General features: G+C 63.7%; 23 protein-coding genes. 14 read left to right on the top strand and 9 right to left on the bottom strand.

The genetic code is table 11. The annotated features are described in order from the left end of the window. Positions 1-43: 43 nt before the first annotated feature. The 3 genes from ACSBOB_RS31345 to ACSBOB_RS31335 form a co-directional block, all read right to left on the bottom strand. Positions 44-526 (bottom strand): class I SAM-dependent methyltransferase, encoded by a 483-nt coding sequence (locus tag ACSBOB_RS31345; protein ID WP_442579922.1) that lies wholly within the window; start codon positions 524-526, stop codon positions 44-46. A gap of 63 nt (positions 527-589) precedes the next feature. Continuing rightward, a complete protein-coding gene (locus ACSBOB_RS31340; RefSeq protein WP_442579921.1) occupies positions 590-1,459 on the bottom strand; it encodes a D-alanyl-D-alanine carboxypeptidase family protein in 870 nt (289 codons plus the stop codon). A gap of 187 nt (positions 1,460-1,646) precedes the next feature. Continuing rightward, entirely contained in the window at positions 1,647-3,506 is a 1,860-nt protein-coding gene (locus ACSBOB_RS31335; RefSeq protein ID WP_442579920.1) for a CHASE3 domain-containing protein, read from the bottom strand. 164 nt (positions 3,507-3,670) lie between these two features. On the opposite strand from ACSBOB_RS31335, the gene ACSBOB_RS31330 reads away from it, so the two are divergent. Beyond that, complete coding sequence (locus tag ACSBOB_RS31330; protein ID WP_442579919.1) at positions 3,671-4,285, top strand: nucleoside triphosphate hydrolase; 615 nt, start codon at positions 3,671-3,673, stop codon at positions 4,283-4,285. A gap of 54 nt (positions 4,286-4,339) precedes the next feature. Here the strand turns inward: ACSBOB_RS31330 and ACSBOB_RS31325 are convergent, their stop codons facing one another. The 4 genes from ACSBOB_RS31325 to ACSBOB_RS31310 form a co-directional block, all read right to left on the bottom strand. Further along, positions 4,340-4,693: a hypothetical protein gene (locus ACSBOB_RS31325; protein WP_442579918.1), complete on the bottom strand. Its 354-nt coding sequence runs from the start codon at positions 4,691-4,693 to the stop codon at positions 4,340-4,342. A gap of 155 nt (positions 4,694-4,848) precedes the next feature. Beyond that, positions 4,849-5,553, bottom strand: a complete 705-nt coding sequence (locus tag ACSBOB_RS31320) for a glutathione S-transferase N-terminal domain-containing protein (protein ID WP_442579917.1) — start codon at positions 5,551-5,553, stop codon at positions 4,849-4,851. 130 nt (positions 5,554-5,683) lie between these two features. Further along, positions 5,684-6,895: a beta-ketoacyl-[acyl-carrier-protein] synthase family protein gene (locus ACSBOB_RS31315; RefSeq protein WP_442579916.1), complete on the bottom strand. Its 1,212-nt coding sequence runs from the start codon at positions 6,893-6,895 to the stop codon at positions 5,684-5,686. A gap of 1 nt (position 6,896) precedes the next feature. Continuing rightward, entirely contained in the window at positions 6,897-7,148 is a 252-nt protein-coding gene (locus ACSBOB_RS31310; protein WP_442583888.1) for an acyl carrier protein, read from the bottom strand. A gap of 196 nt (positions 7,149-7,344) precedes the next feature. Between ACSBOB_RS31310 and ACSBOB_RS31305 the strand changes: the two genes are divergently transcribed. The 4 genes from ACSBOB_RS31305 to ACSBOB_RS31290 are packed head-to-tail and all read left to right on the top strand — an operon-like array spanning position 7,345 to position 9,104. Further along, positions 7,345-8,196, top strand: coding sequence for an urease accessory protein UreD (locus ACSBOB_RS31305; protein WP_442579915.1), 852 nt, complete (start codon positions 7,345-7,347; stop codon positions 8,194-8,196). A 15-nt stretch (positions 8,197-8,211) separates the two neighbouring features. Further along, positions 8,212-8,514, top strand: a complete 303-nt coding sequence (locus ACSBOB_RS31300; protein WP_442579914.1) for an urease subunit gamma — start codon at positions 8,212-8,214, stop codon at positions 8,512-8,514. An 8-nt stretch (positions 8,515-8,522) separates the two neighbouring features. Further along, a complete protein-coding gene (locus ACSBOB_RS31295; protein WP_442579913.1) occupies positions 8,523-8,780 on the top strand; it encodes a DUF1272 domain-containing protein in 258 nt (85 codons plus the stop codon). Between the two features lie 18 nt (positions 8,781-8,798). Next, on the top strand, positions 8,799-9,104 hold the full coding sequence (locus ACSBOB_RS31290; RefSeq protein WP_442579912.1) for an urease subunit beta: 306 nt from the start codon (positions 8,799-8,801) through the stop codon (positions 9,102-9,104). An 83-nt stretch (positions 9,105-9,187) separates the two neighbouring features. Here ACSBOB_RS31290 and ACSBOB_RS31285 read toward each other — a convergent pair whose 3' ends face one another. Together ACSBOB_RS31285 and ACSBOB_RS31280 are read right to left on the bottom strand one after the other, a co-directional pair. After that, positions 9,188-9,676 (bottom strand): hypothetical protein, encoded by a 489-nt coding sequence (locus ACSBOB_RS31285; RefSeq protein WP_442579911.1) that lies wholly within the window; start codon positions 9,674-9,676, stop codon positions 9,188-9,190. Between the two features lie 120 nt (positions 9,677-9,796). After that, positions 9,797-10,642: a c-type cytochrome gene (locus ACSBOB_RS31280; RefSeq protein WP_442579910.1), complete on the bottom strand. Its 846-nt coding sequence runs from the start codon at positions 10,640-10,642 to the stop codon at positions 9,797-9,799. Positions 10,643-10,666: 24 nt separating this feature from the next. Between ACSBOB_RS31280 and ACSBOB_RS31275 the strand changes: the two genes are divergently transcribed. From ACSBOB_RS31275 to ACSBOB_RS31235, 9 genes are all read left to right on the top strand, one after another. After that, entirely contained in the window at positions 10,667-10,834 is a 168-nt protein-coding gene (locus ACSBOB_RS31275; protein WP_442579909.1) for a hypothetical protein, read from the top strand. A gap of 85 nt (positions 10,835-10,919) precedes the next feature. After that, on the top strand, positions 10,920-11,276 hold the full coding sequence (locus ACSBOB_RS31270; protein ID WP_442579908.1) for a GFA family protein: 357 nt from the start codon (positions 10,920-10,922) through the stop codon (positions 11,274-11,276). Positions 11,277-11,349: 73 nt separating this feature from the next. Next, positions 11,350-11,634: an AbrB/MazE/SpoVT family DNA-binding domain-containing protein gene (locus ACSBOB_RS31265; protein ID WP_442579907.1), complete on the top strand. Its 285-nt coding sequence runs from the start codon at positions 11,350-11,352 to the stop codon at positions 11,632-11,634. Continuing rightward, complete coding sequence (locus ACSBOB_RS31260; protein ID WP_442579906.1) at positions 11,631-11,999, top strand: PIN domain-containing protein; 369 nt, start codon at positions 11,631-11,633, stop codon at positions 11,997-11,999. Before ACSBOB_RS31265 ends, ACSBOB_RS31260 begins: the two co-directional genes overlap by 4 nt. A gap of 3 nt (positions 12,000-12,002) precedes the next feature. Then, on the top strand, positions 12,003-13,715 hold the full coding sequence (gene ureC, locus ACSBOB_RS31255) for an urease subunit alpha (RefSeq protein WP_442579905.1): 1,713 nt from the start codon (positions 12,003-12,005) through the stop codon (positions 13,713-13,715). Positions 13,716-13,724: 9 nt separating this feature from the next. Beyond that, positions 13,725-14,213 carry a DUF29 domain-containing protein gene (locus ACSBOB_RS31250; RefSeq protein WP_442579904.1) on the top strand — a complete coding sequence of 163 codons (489 nt, stop codon included), beginning with the start codon at positions 13,725-13,727 and terminating at the stop codon, positions 14,211-14,213. Positions 14,214-14,453: 240 nt separating this feature from the next. After that, a complete protein-coding gene (locus ACSBOB_RS31245; protein WP_442579903.1) occupies positions 14,454-14,915 on the top strand; it encodes a DUF29 domain-containing protein in 462 nt (153 codons plus the stop codon). Positions 14,916-15,020: 105 nt separating this feature from the next. Next, the gene (locus ACSBOB_RS31240; protein WP_442579902.1) at positions 15,021-15,617 is read left to right on the top strand and encodes a hypothetical protein; all 597 of its coding nucleotides are present in this window, start codon (positions 15,021-15,023) and stop codon (positions 15,615-15,617) included. Positions 15,618-15,655: 38 nt separating this feature from the next. Continuing rightward, the gene (locus ACSBOB_RS31235; RefSeq protein WP_442579901.1) at positions 15,656-15,820 is read left to right on the top strand and encodes a hypothetical protein; all 165 of its coding nucleotides are present in this window, start codon (positions 15,656-15,658) and stop codon (positions 15,818-15,820) included. Positions 15,821-15,823 lie beyond the last annotated feature (3 nt).

Genomic DNA, 15,823 nt, shown 5'->3' with positions numbered 1-15,823 from the left:
ATGCACGGCTTGCGGATAGGGCGCGCCCGGCTCGCGCGTGGCCTCAGCCCATCTTGCGATACAGGAAATAGCGGTCGGCCGGCACGCCTTCGCAAAGCGGCAGGGGCAGCAGCGCGGCATGGTCGAGCGGCAGGCCGCTGACGACGATGCCGCCGGGCTGGAGCAGGTCGACGGCAAGGCCGGGCAGCCATTCCTGGGTCTTCAGGTCGAGCTCTTCGATGCCGGTGCCGATGTCTGCATGGACGAGCGCGGCGCCGATGCCGGAGAAGCCGGCGGCCGTCACCCGGATCTCGCCGATCACGAGGTCGCCTTCGGGCGGCACCGAGCTCGGATGAGCGCCCAATGCCCGGTCGAAGGCGATGATCCGCCTGCCCGGGAGGCGTTCGCGGATATGGTCATAGGTGCGTCCGTTGCCGAGCCCGAGTTCGAGGATCGGCCCCTGCATGCTTTCCACCTCGGCGCAGACCATATCGAGCACGAGGCGCTGCGCCGTCATGCGGCGGATGAAGCTTTCGAGGCGGCTCATGGGCGTGCTCCAGGCATGCGGGCCGCCGGAAATGTCTTCCTCGTGGAAATAATCATCGTCTGGCTACACCCCACCTCGCGCCGCGCGCGGCAGGTAGCGTTCGATCAGTTCCTCGACATGGTCGTTGCGCTTGCGGGCCGTTTCGCCGCCCATGACCACGACGACGAGCTTGCGGCCGTCGCGGTTGACCGAGGTGACGATGTTGAACCCGGAAGCGCGGACGTATCCGGTCTTGATGCCGTCGACGCCTGACACACGGCCGATGAGGTCGTTGTGCCCGCGCACCAGGCGGCCCCGATACATGAAGTTCTGATCGGCGAAATAGGCAAACTGCGCGGGGAAACGCTTGCGCAGCGTCAATCCGAGCAGCGCCATGTCGCGGGCCGTGGTCCGCTGCTCCGCGTCCGGCAAGCCGGAGGCGTTGCGGAAGGTCGTGTTGCGCATGCCGATCGAACGCGCCTTGGCGGTCATCATCTCGGCAAACTGTTCTTCCGTTCCACCCAGATATTCGCCGACGGCGACGGCAACGTCATTGGCGGATTTGGTGACCAGCGCGCGGATCGCCGAATCGGCGTCGATCGTGTCGCCTGGCCGGAAGCCGATCTTTGTGGGTGGACGCCGCGCGGCGTATTCGGAAACGGGAATCTCGGTTGCGGCCGTCACGCGCCCCTGCTGCATCGCCTCGAACAGCAGGTAGAGGGTCATCATCTTGGTCAGCGACGCGGGATAGCGCGGGGCGCTTGAATCGACCTCGTAGAGCACGCTGCCGGTGCTGCCGTCGACGACGATCGCCGCATATTTGGCCGACATCGGCGTCGTAATCGGCGCGAGCGACGGCGGCGCGACCTCCAATGTGTTTGTTGTCGAGCAGGCGCCGAGCGCCAGTATGAACAGAAGCATCGCCGCTGCCCGGAACGGCGCCGTGATCGACATTCTCAACTGCCTGCCTGAAACCGATTGCCCGACCGCCGGCCGCGTCGCGAAGCAGCCGCGCGGAAACTACCGCAACTCATGCCGTTCCCGCAACGCGCATCACGGGATTGTTTGCCGACGGCTTTCATGCCGGTATTCGGGCCACGTCGGGCTGTCACCGGTGCCGCCCATCCCGCGTGAGCGCACATCAGCGGTCAAGGACTTCGCGCATCTTGACGGCGAGTTCGTCGATGGTGAACGGCTTGGCGATGAAGTCGACGCCGTGATCGAGCACGCCATTGTGGACCACCGCATTCTTGGTGAAGCCGGTGGTGAACAGCACCTTCAGGTCGGATCGGGTCTGGCGCGCCAGTTCGGCGAGTTTGCGGCCATTGGTGCCCGGCATGATCACGTCGGTGAACAGCAACGCGATGCCGGGATTGTCGGCCAGCAGCGCCAGCGCCTGATCGGCGCCGCCGGCATGGATGACCGTGTAGCCGAGGTCGCGCAACGCGGCGACGGTGCCGACGCGGACGCGCTCGTCGTCTTCCACCACCAGCACCAGTTCGGTCGGCTGCTTGACCATGGCCGGGGTCTTCGGCTGCTCCGCCAATTGCTGCTCGCCGAAATAGCGCGGCAGGTAGATCTTGATCGTCGTGCCTTCGCCCGGCTCGGAATAGATCTTTACATGGCCGCCGCTCTGCTTGACGAAGCCGAACACCTGGCTGAGGCCAAGGCCGGTGCCCTTGCTGACCTCCTTGGTGGTGAAGAACGGGTCGAAGGCACGCTCGGCAACCTCCGGCGGCATCCCGGTGCCGGTGTCGGTGACCGCGACGAGCACGTATTGGCCGGTCGGCACCTCCGCATGCTGCTCGGAGTAGCGTTCATCGAGATGACAGTTGGCCGTCTCGATGGTCAGCCGCCCGCCTTCGGGCATGGCGTCGCGCGCGTTGACGGCAAGGTTGAGGATCGCGTTCTCGAGCTGGCTGGTGTCGGCGAAGGTCCGCCACAGCCCGCCGCCCAGCACAGTCTCGATGTGGATGGGCTCGCCGAGCGTGCGCCGCAGCATGTCCGACATGCCCGTCAACAGACGGTTGGCGTCGATCACCTGCGGCGCCAGCGGCTGCTGGCGCGAAAAGGCGAGCAGCCGGGCGGTGAGGTTGGCGGCGCGGCTCGCCGCATCCGTCGCCGCCTCGACGAATTTCTCGATGTCGGTCTCGCCGCGCTTCAGCTTGCGCTGCGCAAGGTTCATCGCGCTCATGATCACGGCCAGCATGTTGTTGAAATCATGCGCGATGCCGCCCGTCAGCTGGCCGATGGCCTCCATCTTCTGCATCTGCCGGATCTGCGCTTCCGCCGCCTGGCGGGTCGCGATTTCTTTCTCCAGCCTGGCGTTGGTCTCCGTCACCTGCGTATGCGCCGAGACCAGATCCTCCAGCCGGCGCCGCGCCGTCAGGATGCCGAAGGCGGCCATGGCGAAGACGCCGACCAGCGCGAGGATGGAGACGAGCCGCATCCAGTCGTCCAGCCTCTCCGCGTTGCCCAGGCGCCGTTGCAGCAAGGCATTCTCGTCGCGGCGAATGTCGGCGATGATCGACCGGACCCTGTCCATGGCGAGCTTGCCGCGGTCGCTGCGCACGATCTCCATGGCGCTCGTCGCGTTGCGTCGGTCGTAGAACGCAAGTGTCTCGGACATCTCCGTCAGCTTATCGCGGATAGCCGAATTCAGGGCTTCGACCTGTTCGCTGCGCGCCTTGCTGGATGCGGCGGCCGTGCGGACAGAATCGAGTTCCTTCGGCAGCGAGGCGAGCGCTACGGCGTAGGGATCGAGATACGGGCGCTCGCCGGTAAGCAGGTATCCCCGCTGGCTGGTCTCGGCATCCTGCATCAGGCTGAGGACGGTTACGATATGGCGCTCGAACTCGAAGGTTCGCAACACTGCGGCGTTGTCCTGCCGCTGTCTCTCGATCAGCACCGACCGCGCTGCCACGACGGCCGCAAGCACGGCGAAGCCGGCGACCAAGGGAACAAGCTGGGCCCTCAAGGCCTTGCGCAGGCGCGCGATCATGAATGCGATGCTTCCGGAGAGTTTGAAACCTGCGCCTTCGTATCAGCGAATGCGGGCGATGCAAATTGCCATGCGTTCGCGCTGACGAAGACCTCTTTCCGGTCTGGCTCGACATGCGGTACTTTGGCGAGGTGCATCGGAGTATTTATTTCTGGGAGGGTTGCATGTCGGAAATCGCCAAGCTCGCCGCCACGATCTTCAAGCGGGCCGGCGGCCGGCAACGCTTCGTCGTGGCCGTCGCCGGCCCGCCCGGCAGCGGAAAATCGACGCTTGCGGAGCGGCTTGGCGAGCTTTTCCCCGAGGGTAGCGCCGTGGTGGTGCCGATGGACGGATTCCACTTCGACGACATCGTGCTCAACCAGCGCGGGCTGCGCCCGCGCAAGGGCGCTCCCGAGACCTTCGATTTCCATGGTTTCGAGGCGCTGTTGAAACGCATCCGCGACAACAGGTCGGAGATCGCCATCCCGGTCTTCGACCGGTCGATCGAATTGTCGCGCGCCGGCGCGGCGATCATCGCGCAGGATGTCAAGTTCGTGCTGGTGGAAGGCAACTACCTGCTGCTCGACGAGGAGCCCTGGACCAGATTGGGCGGCCTGTTCGACTTTTCGATCTATGTCGATGTCGAGCGCGACGAACTCGACCGCCGGCTCCAGAAGCGGTGGGACGAGCACGGCAAGACGCAGGCCGATGCGCGCGCCTGGATCGATTCCAACGATATGCCGAACATCGACCGCGTGCTGTCGCGCCGCCGTGCCGCCGATCTGGTGATTCGTCCTTAACCGCGTTTCGTCCGAAATCCCTGCGTTTGCGCGCTTCCGCGGAACCGAATGCCGTCAGGGGCATTTAGCCGCAATCGTATCGGAGGGAATGAACATGGCAACATCAGCAAAGACTTCCGCCGCAAAGCCGGCAAAGGGATCGAAGGCGTCGTCCGCGAAGTCGGAGGGCAAGCCGCTCGAGGCCAAGACCGGCGCCGGCGCGGCGATCGCCGCGCGGTCGAAGGATGCGGCGGGCAGCAAGAAGCCGGACACCAAGTCCGGGACGAAGGCAGCCGGTGCCAGCAAGTCCGCCACTGCCAGGTCGACGCCCTCCACGACAAAGGCATCAGCCAAATCGGATAAGTCGCCGGCGCCCAAGGCGGCGCGAACGAAATCCACCGAGACCGCCGCCAAGCCATCGATTGCCAAGCGTGTGATTCGCAAGGTCAAGTCGGCGGCCGGTGAGGTGGTTTCGCTAGCGGGATCAGTCGTCGGCGTCGGCAAACATTAGCCGGGCGCCGTCCGGGATCGCTCTGAGGCAGAGGGACCGGCTACCGCACCTCGTGCAGGAGCCGTTCCGGGTATTACGGCCTGGCCGGAATGTTCAGGCCCTTCTGGCTTGCCGGCCTTGCCAGCCCGGCGTCGAGCCAGCGGTTGACGTTGGCGAAACTGTCCATATCCAGCAGTTCGCCGGCTTCGTAGAACACTTTGAGCGTCCGCACCCAGCCGAGCATGGAAACGTCGGCGATGGTGTAGTCGTCGTCCATGATCCATTTCCGGCCAGTCAGCCGGGTTTCCAGCACGCCGAGCAGGCGCTTCGATTCGTCGCGATAGCGCTCTAGCGGGCGCTTGTCGGCGATGTCCTTGCCGGCGAATTTGTAGAAGAAGCCGAGCTGGCCGAACATCGGGCCGATGCCGCCCATCTGGAAGAACACCCACTCGATCGTCTCGTAGCGTCGGGCCGCATCCACAGGCAGCAGCTTGCCGGTCTTCTCGGCGAGATAGAGCAGGATCGCGCCGGATTCGAACAGCGCCAGCGGCTTGCCGCCGGGTCCATTAGGATCGACGATCGCCGGGATCTTGCCGTTCGGGTTGAGCGACAGGAAATCCGGCGTCCAGGTCTCATTCTTCATGATGTTGATCAGATGCGCCTCGTAGGGCAGGCCGATCTCCTCCAGCGCGATCGACACCTTCACGCCGTTCGGCGTCGGGAACGAATAGAGCTGCAGCCGTTCCGGGTGCTGCGCCGGCCAGCGGGCGGTGATCGGGAAGGGAGACAGGTCGGTCATGAAATTCTCCGTAAATGGCAAGGTCGTTCGGCTGCCGGCGGCGGCTGGGTCGCGCGGAAAGTAGGAAGCGGAACAGCGCCTGTCGAGAAGCCGCCGACGTCTCTTTTGAGGCGATCCGCGCGAAGGTGCCTCAGATTGCCTTCAGGGCGATGACGGCATTGGTGCCGCCGAAGGCGAAGCCGTTGCTGATCGCTGCGCGGACCTTGCGCTCGCGCGCCACGTTTGGCGTCACATCGAGGTCGCAGTCGGGATCCTTCGTCGTATAATTGGCTGTGGGCGGAATGATGCCGTCGCGGATCGCCATCACGCAGGCGATCAACTCCAGCGCGCCCGACGCTCCCATGCAATGCGCATGCATGGATTTGGTCGACGAGACGGAGAGCTTGTCGGCATGCGCGCCGAAAACCCGGCGGATTGCCTGTGTCTCGATCTGGTCGTTGGCTTTCGTGCCTGTGCCGTGCGCGTTGACATAATCGATGTCTTCCGGGGCGAGCCCTGCGTCGGCAAGGCAGAGCCGCATCGCCGAGGCAGGTCCTTCGACCGTCGGCGCGACGATGTCGTTGGCGTCGCCGGACATGCCCGCGCCCGCGAGTTCTGCCAGGATGGGCGCACCGCGCGCTTTGGCGTGCTCGTAGGTTTCCAGCACCGCCACACCGGCGCCTTCGCCGATGACCAGCCCGTCACGGTCGGCGGAGAAGGGACGGCATGTGTCGCGCGCCAGCGCCCGCAGCGATTCCCAGCTTTTGAGCACGCCGAAGACCAGAGAGGCGTCCGTGCCGCCTGCCAGCATGATATCGGCGCGGCCGAGGCGGAGCTGGTCGGCGGCCGTGGAAAATGCGTGATTCGAGGACGCGCAGGCGGACGTGACCCCGAACACCGGTCCGCGCAGCCGATAGGCCATGCTCACCTGGCCGGCGGGCGCTCCGGGCATGATCTTTGGCACCGTGAAGATGCCGACGCGGTTACGCTTTTCCGCGTAGACCTGGTAATAAGCATCGTCGGCGGTCGCAGCCCCGTAGATGCCGGTGCCGATCACCGCACCGGTGCGAGGTTCCCGCGCCTCGTCTATCTCCAGCCCAGCGGAGCGGATCGCTTCGCCGGCAGCGATCGTTGCCAGCAGGCTGAAACGATCCATGGTCGCGACCTGCTTGCGGTCGAGATCGTGCGGCGGCAGTTCCTTGACCTCGGCGCCGATGCCGTTCTTCAGATTGTCGAGCGGGACCGTCGTGATCGGGCCGATGGCGGAGCGTCCTTCGCGCATCGCTTCCCACATGGCCGGCACGTTGGTGCCCAGCGCGCAAAGCCCGCCGATGCCTGTGATGACGATGCGCTGCCGCGGCATGTCAGCCTTTTTTGGCGATCAGGACGCGGACGGCCTCGACGATGTCGCCGACATTGGAGAGCTTGCTCCAGGCTTCCGCCGTGTTCATCTCGACCTCGATGTCGTAGGCCTCCTCGAGGTCGAAGATGATCTCGGTGAGTTCCAGCGAGTGGATGCCGAGGTCGCTGAGATCGGTCTCCGGCGTGATGGTCCCGATCTCGGGGTCCGCATGAGCCTTGATCTTGCCGATGATGTCCTGAGCAAGTTGATCCATAGAGCCTTCCCGTCCCGTGCGCCCTTGTATCGGACGCTGGCGTGCCTGAGTGCCTTTGAAAAGTCTGTCCGCGATGAGAGTCACCGCTTCGGTGGCACGAATTTCATCCTCTATAGGAACCGACGCCTGCAAGGCAACACGGCAGTCTGAATCGGCGCTCTCGACTTTGCCGCGGCCCTGCTTAAGCTCGCGCGTCATGACCATCGCATTTTCCCCGAGGATCGACGAGGCGGACCGGTTGAAATCGCAGCGCGTCTCGGCGCGCGGGGCGATTTCAGCGCACTTCCGCGACGGCCGCACCCGCCTCGCGAATCTCGCGCAGGAGGGGGCCGCCAAGATAAGGATGCCGCGCGCCGACGCCGATCCGCTGGAGGCGATCCTCATCAACACCGCCGGCGGGCTGACTGGCGGCGACCGCCTGGGCTGGACCGCGGAAGCCGGGACGGATGCCTCGATGGTCGTCACGACGCAGGCGTCGGAGAAGGTTTATCGCGCATCCTCGGGGCATGCCGAGGTCGCTGTCCGGCTTTCGGTGGGCGAGAGCGGCCGAATCGCCTGGTTGCCGCAGGAAACCATAATGTTCGACCGCGCCGCCTTTTCGCGCCGCCTCGACGTCGATCTGGCCGATGGGGCGACGGCGCTGATCGCCGAGGCGACGGTGTTTGGCCGGAGCGCCATGGGCGAGACCGTCGAGCGCGGCATGTTCCGCGACCGCTGGCGGGTCTCCCGCGCCGGCCGTCTCATCCACGCCGAGGATTTCGCGGTTGGGCCGGATGTGCGCTCGGCGCTTTCCGGACGCGCCGCGCTTGGCGAATCGGCGGCGATGGCGACTGTGCTTGTCGTCGGCGTCGATGCCGAAAGCTGGCTTGACCGCGTGCGCGAAATCATCGGTGATGACGGCGGCGCCAGCGCCTGGAGCGTCGGCGGGACTGGCAAGCTTCTTGCGAGGCTCCATGACGGGAACGGATATGGCTTGAGAAAGCGGCTGGTGCCGCTTCTCGGCCTGCTCAACGGACGGGCAGGCCTGCCCAAATGCTGGTCACTATAGGGGAAATTCGCAGGCATGAATCTGACGCCTCGGGAAAAGGACAAGCTGCTGGTCGCGATGGCGGCGATCGTCGCGCGCAAGCGGCTGGAGCGCGGCGTGAAGCTCAACCATCCGGAGGCGATCGCGCTGATCACCGATTATGTGGTCGAAGGCGCGCGTGACGGCCGTTCAGTCGCCGACCTGATGGAGGCCGGCGCGCATGTCGTCACCCGCGACCAGGTCATGGAAGGCATCGCCGAGATTATCCACGACGTGCAGGTCGAGGCGACGTTTCCGGACGGCACGAAGCTGGTAACCGTTCACGAACCGATCCGGTAGGAGGTGAAATGCTGGAATTGCGCCCCAATTGCGAATGCTGCGACCGCGATCTGCCGCCGGATTCTGACCGCGCCCGCATTTGCACCTTCGAATGCACTTTTTGCTCCGATTGCGCTGCAAACGTGCTCGGCGGCGTCTGCCCGAACTGCGGCGGCAATTTTTCGGCCCGGCCGATCCGTCCGCCGGCAATGCTGAAAAAATATCCGGCCTCTACCAAACGCGTGCTGAAGGCCGAAGGCTGCCAGCCTGTCGGCAAAGCCGCCTGACCGACCGAAGGAGACGACATGATCCCCGGCGAAGTGATCACCGCCCCTGGCGACATCGAGCTGAACAAAGGTGCGGCCACGGTGACGGTGAAGGTAGCCAATACCGGCGACCGCCCGATCCAGGTCGGCAGCCACTATCATTTCTTCGAGACCAACGAGGCTCTGCGTTTCGACCGCGACAAGGCGCGCGGCATGCGGCTGGACATCGCCGCCGGCACCGCGGTCCGCTTCGAGCCGGGGCAGGAGCGCGATGTGATGCTGGTGGCGCTCGGCGGCAAGCGCGAGGTTTTCGGCTTTCAGCAGAAGGTCATGGGCAAGCTGTGAGGCCCGGGGACGGCCTTCCGCCAACTTATCCCGCCACGCGGCAAGGGGCACAAAAATCTCCCCGGCGCGCGGCCATGGTCCGCCTAGTTGGCGGGTGGTTTGGCGGCCGCATAGATGATCAGCCTTGCCGGTTCCTTGAACTCGACGGCCAGCACGTCGCGCGGCATGATCTGACGCGAATTGATCGCATGATAGATCATGGCATTGCCCTCGATCTCACCGCGAAGAGCATCGATAGGGTCCTGATTGGCCTTGATCTTCGCCTCGATCTCCGGTGGAGGGCCGCCTTCCGTCAGCGACGCATCCGGCAGGAAGACGATGTCGACGCTGTCCAGCGCGGATGCCTTGCGCACCGCCGCTATGTTCTCCGGCGTCTTTTCGATCGCGGCGATGATACGCTGCGGTTCCGCCTCGGCGCTCACCTGCTCTTCATCGACCTGCGATCCGATGATCTTTTCGACGGCCGCAGGGTCGTTCAGTCCCTGAGCCAGCGCCTCGCCGCCGCCAAAGGCGATGGTGGCCGAGAGCAGGATCACCCTGCCGGGTACTTCCCAGTTTTTGCGAATGGTCACTCTAAATCTCCCCTGCGATACGCACGACGCAAGAATCCGGCTAACTACCCAACGCGGCGGGGGAGGTTTGGTTTCAATTTTCCCCGGCGACGCGTTGCGCCGGGGTCTGCTTGGCGGGTGTTACGGCTGGTCGTCGAGCGGCGGAAGGCTGCGCAGATAAAGCACGATGGCGTCGATATCTTCCGGCGTCGCCTGGGCCAGGAAAGGGTAAGGCATCGGCGGCAGCATGGGCGAGCCGTTGGGCCGCACGCCCTTGGTGATCATCGCCTTGAGTTCCTCGTCGCTGTAGCGGGCGATTCCGTCGTGGCTCGGCGTGAGGTTGGCGGCGACCGACGTGCCCCAGGGGCCGTGGAACTCGAAACCGCCGCGCCCGAGCGCGGTATCGACCATCGGCCCTTGCGGCCCCATCGGCGTGTGGCACTCCATGCAATGCGAGATCGGGCCGGCCAGATAGGCGCCGTATTCGATCGAGACGCCGCGCTCCGGCGCCTTGACGCTCTCGATCGGGGGACCGTAGGCCGGCGGCAGTTGGATGCGGTAGACCGAGGCAGGGGTCTTGTTGTCGACCGCCGGAACCGTCCGCAGGAAGGCGACGATTGCCGCGAGATCCTCGTCGCCGAGACCCTTGTACATGCTGAAGGGCATGGGCGGGCCGATCAGGCTGCCGTCGGGGCGAATACCTTCACGGATCGCCTTGGCGAGTTGGGCGTCGCTCCATTTCGACACCTCGCCGCCGGGCGTGATGTTCGGGGCATAGGCGGTGAACAGCGGATTGTCGTCGACCAGTCGCCCGCCCAGTTCCTGCTCGGCGGCGAAGCCATCGGGTCCGAGCGGCGTGTGGCAATTTCCGCAACCGGCCGGACCGCGAACCAGATATTCGCCGCGCTCCAGCAAGGTTTCGGCGCTGGCCGCCGTCATGAAGGACAAAAACGAAAGCGCGGCAAGGGCTGGCTTCAGGCTGGCCATGGCGATTCCTTCGGGGAAGACGGGATGGAGGGCGCTGCGACGATGCGCGGCACGTTGCCGCGCCGTCTTGCCGCCGTCAATATGCTTGGCGGTTCGGGAAGGTTGTCGAAGAATACTTTTCGAACCTTGGTTATCCATCGTCAAAACTTGACTGGCGTCAGCAACAATCTGGCGTGCGCGCTTGCTGCCTGACGCTGCGGCGCGGCGTAAACTTGGCACGGAGCAACGATAAGACCGCACCCCGACAAGGGTGCGATCAGCAGAAACGGAGGAAACGATGAACGTTCAAAGTTACGAAGGCGGATGCCAGTGCGGTGCGGTGCGTTTTGCCGCCAATGCCGACCTGTCGAGCACGGTCACCTGCAACTGCTCGCGCTGCGGCCGGCTGGGCAGCATCCTGGCCTTCACGCCGGAAAGCGAATTCACGCTGAAATCCGGCGAGGACAGCCTGACCGAATATCTGTTCAACAAGCACGTCATCCATCATTTCTTCTGCAAGGTCTGCGGCATCCAGCCGTTCTCGCGGGCGAGCCGCCCGGACGGCGCGAAGATGGTCGCGCTGAACATCCGCTGCCTCGACGGCGTCGATCCCGACGCGTTCAGTCCGACGAAGTTTGACGGGAGAAGCCGATGAAGGAAGATTTCGCCGTGATTGCTTTCAGCCATAGTGCGCCTTACTTTCCGGGTAGGAAGTAAGGAGTTCCAAGATGCCCATAGCGTCCGCAAAGGTAACGTCAAAGGGTCAGATTACCCTTCCGGCCAAACTGCGCGAACAACTTGGGATCAAGCCGGGCGACCGGCTGGATTTCGAGCGTAACCGCGACGGCAAGGTGGAACTGGTCGCGCGAACCGAGAGGCTTGAGGATCTGGCGGGTATCTTGCGCCGTGACGGTCCTCCGCTGACGGACGAAGAGATCGTCGAGATGGTCCACCAAGCTCGAGCCGAGATGGGCCAGCGAGTGCTTGACCAGCTTGAGCGCTATCGAAAATGATCGGGCTCGACACCAACGTGATCGTCTCCTGGCTTGAAAACGGGGATAGAGGTCTTCTGCCACCGTCAGAGCAGTATCGAGTGAGCCACGTTGCCCTGCTTGAACTGGAATGGGTTCTTTCGGCTAGACTTGGCTATCCCAAGGACAAGACCGTCGCCACGATCAAGCGGCTGATTTCCGTATCGAACGTCGAGCTCGACCGGCCCGAGGCCGTCAACGCAGCGCTCGAGGATTACGGCCGCGGCGGAGCCGACTTTGGCGACTTTTTGATCGCGCGCGACAATCTGGCCGCGGGCTGCACGACCACCCTGACGCTCGACGCTAAAGCCGCGCGCAAGACCGGATTCACACTCGCACGGAGTTGACAGATGCCCGCAAGACTCTCCCGCTCCGCCTATGCCCAGATGTTCGGCCCGACGGTCGGCGACAGGGTGCGGTTGGCCGACACCGAACTGTTCATCGAGGTCGAGAAGGACCTTTGCACCTATGGCGAGGAGATAAAATTCGGCGGCGGCAAGGTGATCCGCGACGGCATGGGCCAGAGCCAGGTGACGCGGGCCGGCGGCGCGGTCGATACCGTCATTACCAACGCGCTGATCGTCGACCACACCGGCATCTACAAGGCCGACATCGGACTTAAGGACGGTCGCATCCACGCGATCGGCAAGGCCGGCAACCCGGACACGCAGCCCGGCGTCACCATCATCGTCGGCCCCGGCACCGAGGCGATCGCCGGCGAAGGCAAGATCCTGACGGCCGGCGGCTTCGACGCGCATATCCACTTCATCTGCCCGCAGCAGATCGAGGAAGCGCTGATGGCCGGCATAACCACCATGCTCGGCGGCGGCACCGGCCCGGCGCATGGCACGCTGGCCACCACCTGCACGCCCGGCCCGTGGCACCTGGCGCGCATGATCCAGTCCTTCGACGCCTTTCCGATGAACATCGGACTATCGGCCAAGGGTAACGCCTCGCTGCCGGCAGCACTTGAGGAGATGATCCTCGGCGGCGCCTGTGCGCTGAAGCTGCATGAGGACTGGGGCACGACGCCGGCGGCGATCGACTGCTGCCTTTCGGTCGCCGACGACTATGACGTGCAGGTGATGATCCACACCGACACGTTGAACGAAAGCGGCTTCGTCGAGGATACGGTGAAAGCGATCAAGGGCCGCACCATTCATGCCTTCCACACCGAAGGCGCCGGCGGGGGGCATGCGCCGGACATCATAAAAGTCTGCGGCCTGCCCAACGTCATCCCGTCGTCGACCAACCCGACCCGGCCCTATACGAAAAACACGATTGCCGAACATCTCGACATGCTGATGGTCTGCCACCATCTGTCGCCATCGATCCCGGAGGACATCGCCTTCGCCGAAAGCCGCATCCGCAAGGAGACCATCGCGGCCGAAGACATCCTCCACGACCTCGGCGCCTTCTCGATCATCTCCTCCGACAGCCAGGCAATGGGTCGTATCGGCGAAGTGCTGATCCGCACCTGGCAGACCGCCGACAAGATGAAGCGACAGCGCGGGCGGCTGAAGGAGGAGAGCGGCGACAACGACAATTTCCGGGTGCGCCGCTACATCGCCAAATACACGATCAATCCGGCCATCGCGCATGGCCTGTCGAAGGAGATCGGCTCGGTCGAGGTCGGAAAACGCGCCGACCTGGTACTGTGGAACCCCGCTTTCTTCGGCGTGAAACCCGATATGGTGCTCATCGGCGGCATGATCGCCGCCGCCCCGATGGGCGACCCCAACGCCTCGATCCCGACGCCGCAGCCAGTGCATTACCGGCCAATGTTCGGCGCCTACGGCAAGGCGATGACCAATTCCTCGGTCACTTTCGTCTCCAAGGCTGCACTGGATGCCGGCCTTCGGGACAGGCTTGGCGTCGACAAGAGCATGATCGCGGTGGAGAACACACGGGGCGGCATCGGCAAGCATTCGATGAAGCTCAACGACGCCACGCCGCATGTCGAGGTCGACCCGGAGACCTACGAGGTGCGCGCCGACGGCGAGCTGCTGACTTGCGAGCCGGCGACCGTGCTGCCGATGGCGCAGCGGTATTTTCTGTTCTAGACTCGGCGCATGGAAAAGGTCCTCGGGAAACCACAAGACTCGCTCTACGAGCGTGATTTTTACGCTTGGACGCAGGAACAGGCGGCGAAGCTTCGCGCGCGCACTCACAACGACATCGACTGGGAGAATCTCGCCGAGGAGATCGAGAGCGTGGGGAGGAGCGAGAGGAAAGAAATCAGAACGCGCCTGGCGCTCCTGATCCATCACTTGTTGAAATGGCAGTTCCAGCCCGGACGGCGGAGCGAAAGCTGGCGCATTACGATCAGCGAGCAGAGGACCTGGATTCCATCCGGCATCGAGGACAGTCCGAGTTTGAAAGACTATCCGGAGGAAATCTTCGAGAAAGCGTATGCGGAGGGTAGGCGCAAGGTGATCAATGAAACGGGCCTCTCCGCAAAGACCTTTCCCACCGAACCACCGTTCTCAATCGCTGAAGCCCTGGACGACAGGTTTTGGCCGGGAGAAGCGTTGCAGCCTTGGGATGTTTTGCGAGACTGATCAACGTGGATTTATGCCGACCAAGCCCGTCAGGTTGCCGCCTAGGGCGAAGTGCGAACCGGCGACCGTGCTGCCGATGGCGTATCGGTATTTTCTGTTTGATGGCCGGAAATTGGTCAACCGAACCGCATGCGGTTTGTCCCGCTGCGTTGCCCGATCATTTTTAACGTGAGGGCTCCAATGCAGGCGTCAAACCCCGGTTGACTTGGCATTGTTCTACATCGGGTGCATGATTATCCCATGAACAAGCATTTGTGGAAATCACAGCTGACGCCCTATGAGGCGGACTATGCTCTGTGGTGCGCCGAGCAGGGCGCGATACTGCGCGAGGGGCGGCTTTCCGACATCGACCGCGAGAACCTTGCCGAGGAGATCGAGAGCTTGGGGCGGAGCCAGGAAGACGAAATCGAAAGCAGGTTGAACGTGCTCGTCATGCACTTGCTTAAATGGCGCTATCAGGCCGAAAGACGCACGCCGAGTTGGCAAGCCACGATTATCGAGCAGCGTATGCGAATCGCAAAGCGACTTAAGGCAAGTCCCAGCCTCAAAAACTATCCAGCAAGCGTTCTTGATGAGGAATATGTTACAGCCCGTTTGCGTGCAGCCGGCGAGACCGGTCTTTCGGAGGCAATTTTCCCTGAGTCGTGTCCTTTCGCTATAGGGCAGATTCTCGACGCGGCCTTCTTCCCCGAAGAGCGGTAAATTGCCAAAGTCTGAGCCTAAGCCGGGGGCGCCTTTCTACGAACGCAACTTCTATAGCTTCATGCCGGGCCGGCCTTGGTCGCCCGATGAGTTGCGTGGCGACTGATGGCTGCCGAACAGACCGCCGTCGCCGCGCAGGAATTTACCCACATCCGCATCGTCATGGGGATGGTGATCGGGCTCGGCGTCACGCGGCTTCTGTCGGGCGTGGCGCGCATCGTCCAGCATCCCGGCCAGTACAGGCTTTTTGGCGTGCATCTCGCCTGGGTGGCGTCGGTGCTGTTGATGCTGGTGCATTTCTGGTGGTGGCAGTTCGGCCTCTACCAGATCCCGCTCTGGACCTTCGGCATCTACCTGTTCATCATCGGCTACGCCGTCATCCTGTTCCTACTCTGCGCGCTGCTGTTCCCCGACAGCATGCACGACTACCAGGGCTACGAGGATTATTTCCTGTCGAAGCGCGCCTGGTTCTTCGGCCTGCTCGCGGTCACCTACCTGCTCGACGTGATCGATACGCTGCTGAAGGGCGAACAGCATTTCGCCCAGTTCGGCAACGAATATCTGATCCGAACGCCGCTCTTTGTCATTCTCTGCCTGGCTGCTATCGTGACCGACAACAAGACCTTCCACCGCGCCTTCGTGGCCTTTGCCCTCGTCTATCAGGCCTCCTGGATATGGCGGCTGTTCGACACGATCGCGTGACCGCAAGGCTTGGCAGTGGCTAACAAGGGAATCGCAAATTGACCGAACCGATCTATGTGGTGGCGACGCTCACCATCAAGCCCAGCCCGATGGAGGCGCTGCGCGGCCCGGCCATGCCTGCATCGAAGGCACGCGCCAGCACGCCTCTTCTGGGCGCGCGCAAGGTCGAAATCATCCATCCCGAACAGGTCGAAACCCGCTGAGGA

It is taken from the genome of Mesorhizobium sp. KACC 23794 (assembly GCF_052180275.1).
In the GTDB taxonomy this organism is placed as follows: domain Bacteria; phylum Pseudomonadota; class Alphaproteobacteria; order Rhizobiales; family Rhizobiaceae; genus Kumtagia.
This window is presented reverse-complemented; position numbering and strand designations above follow the sequence as displayed.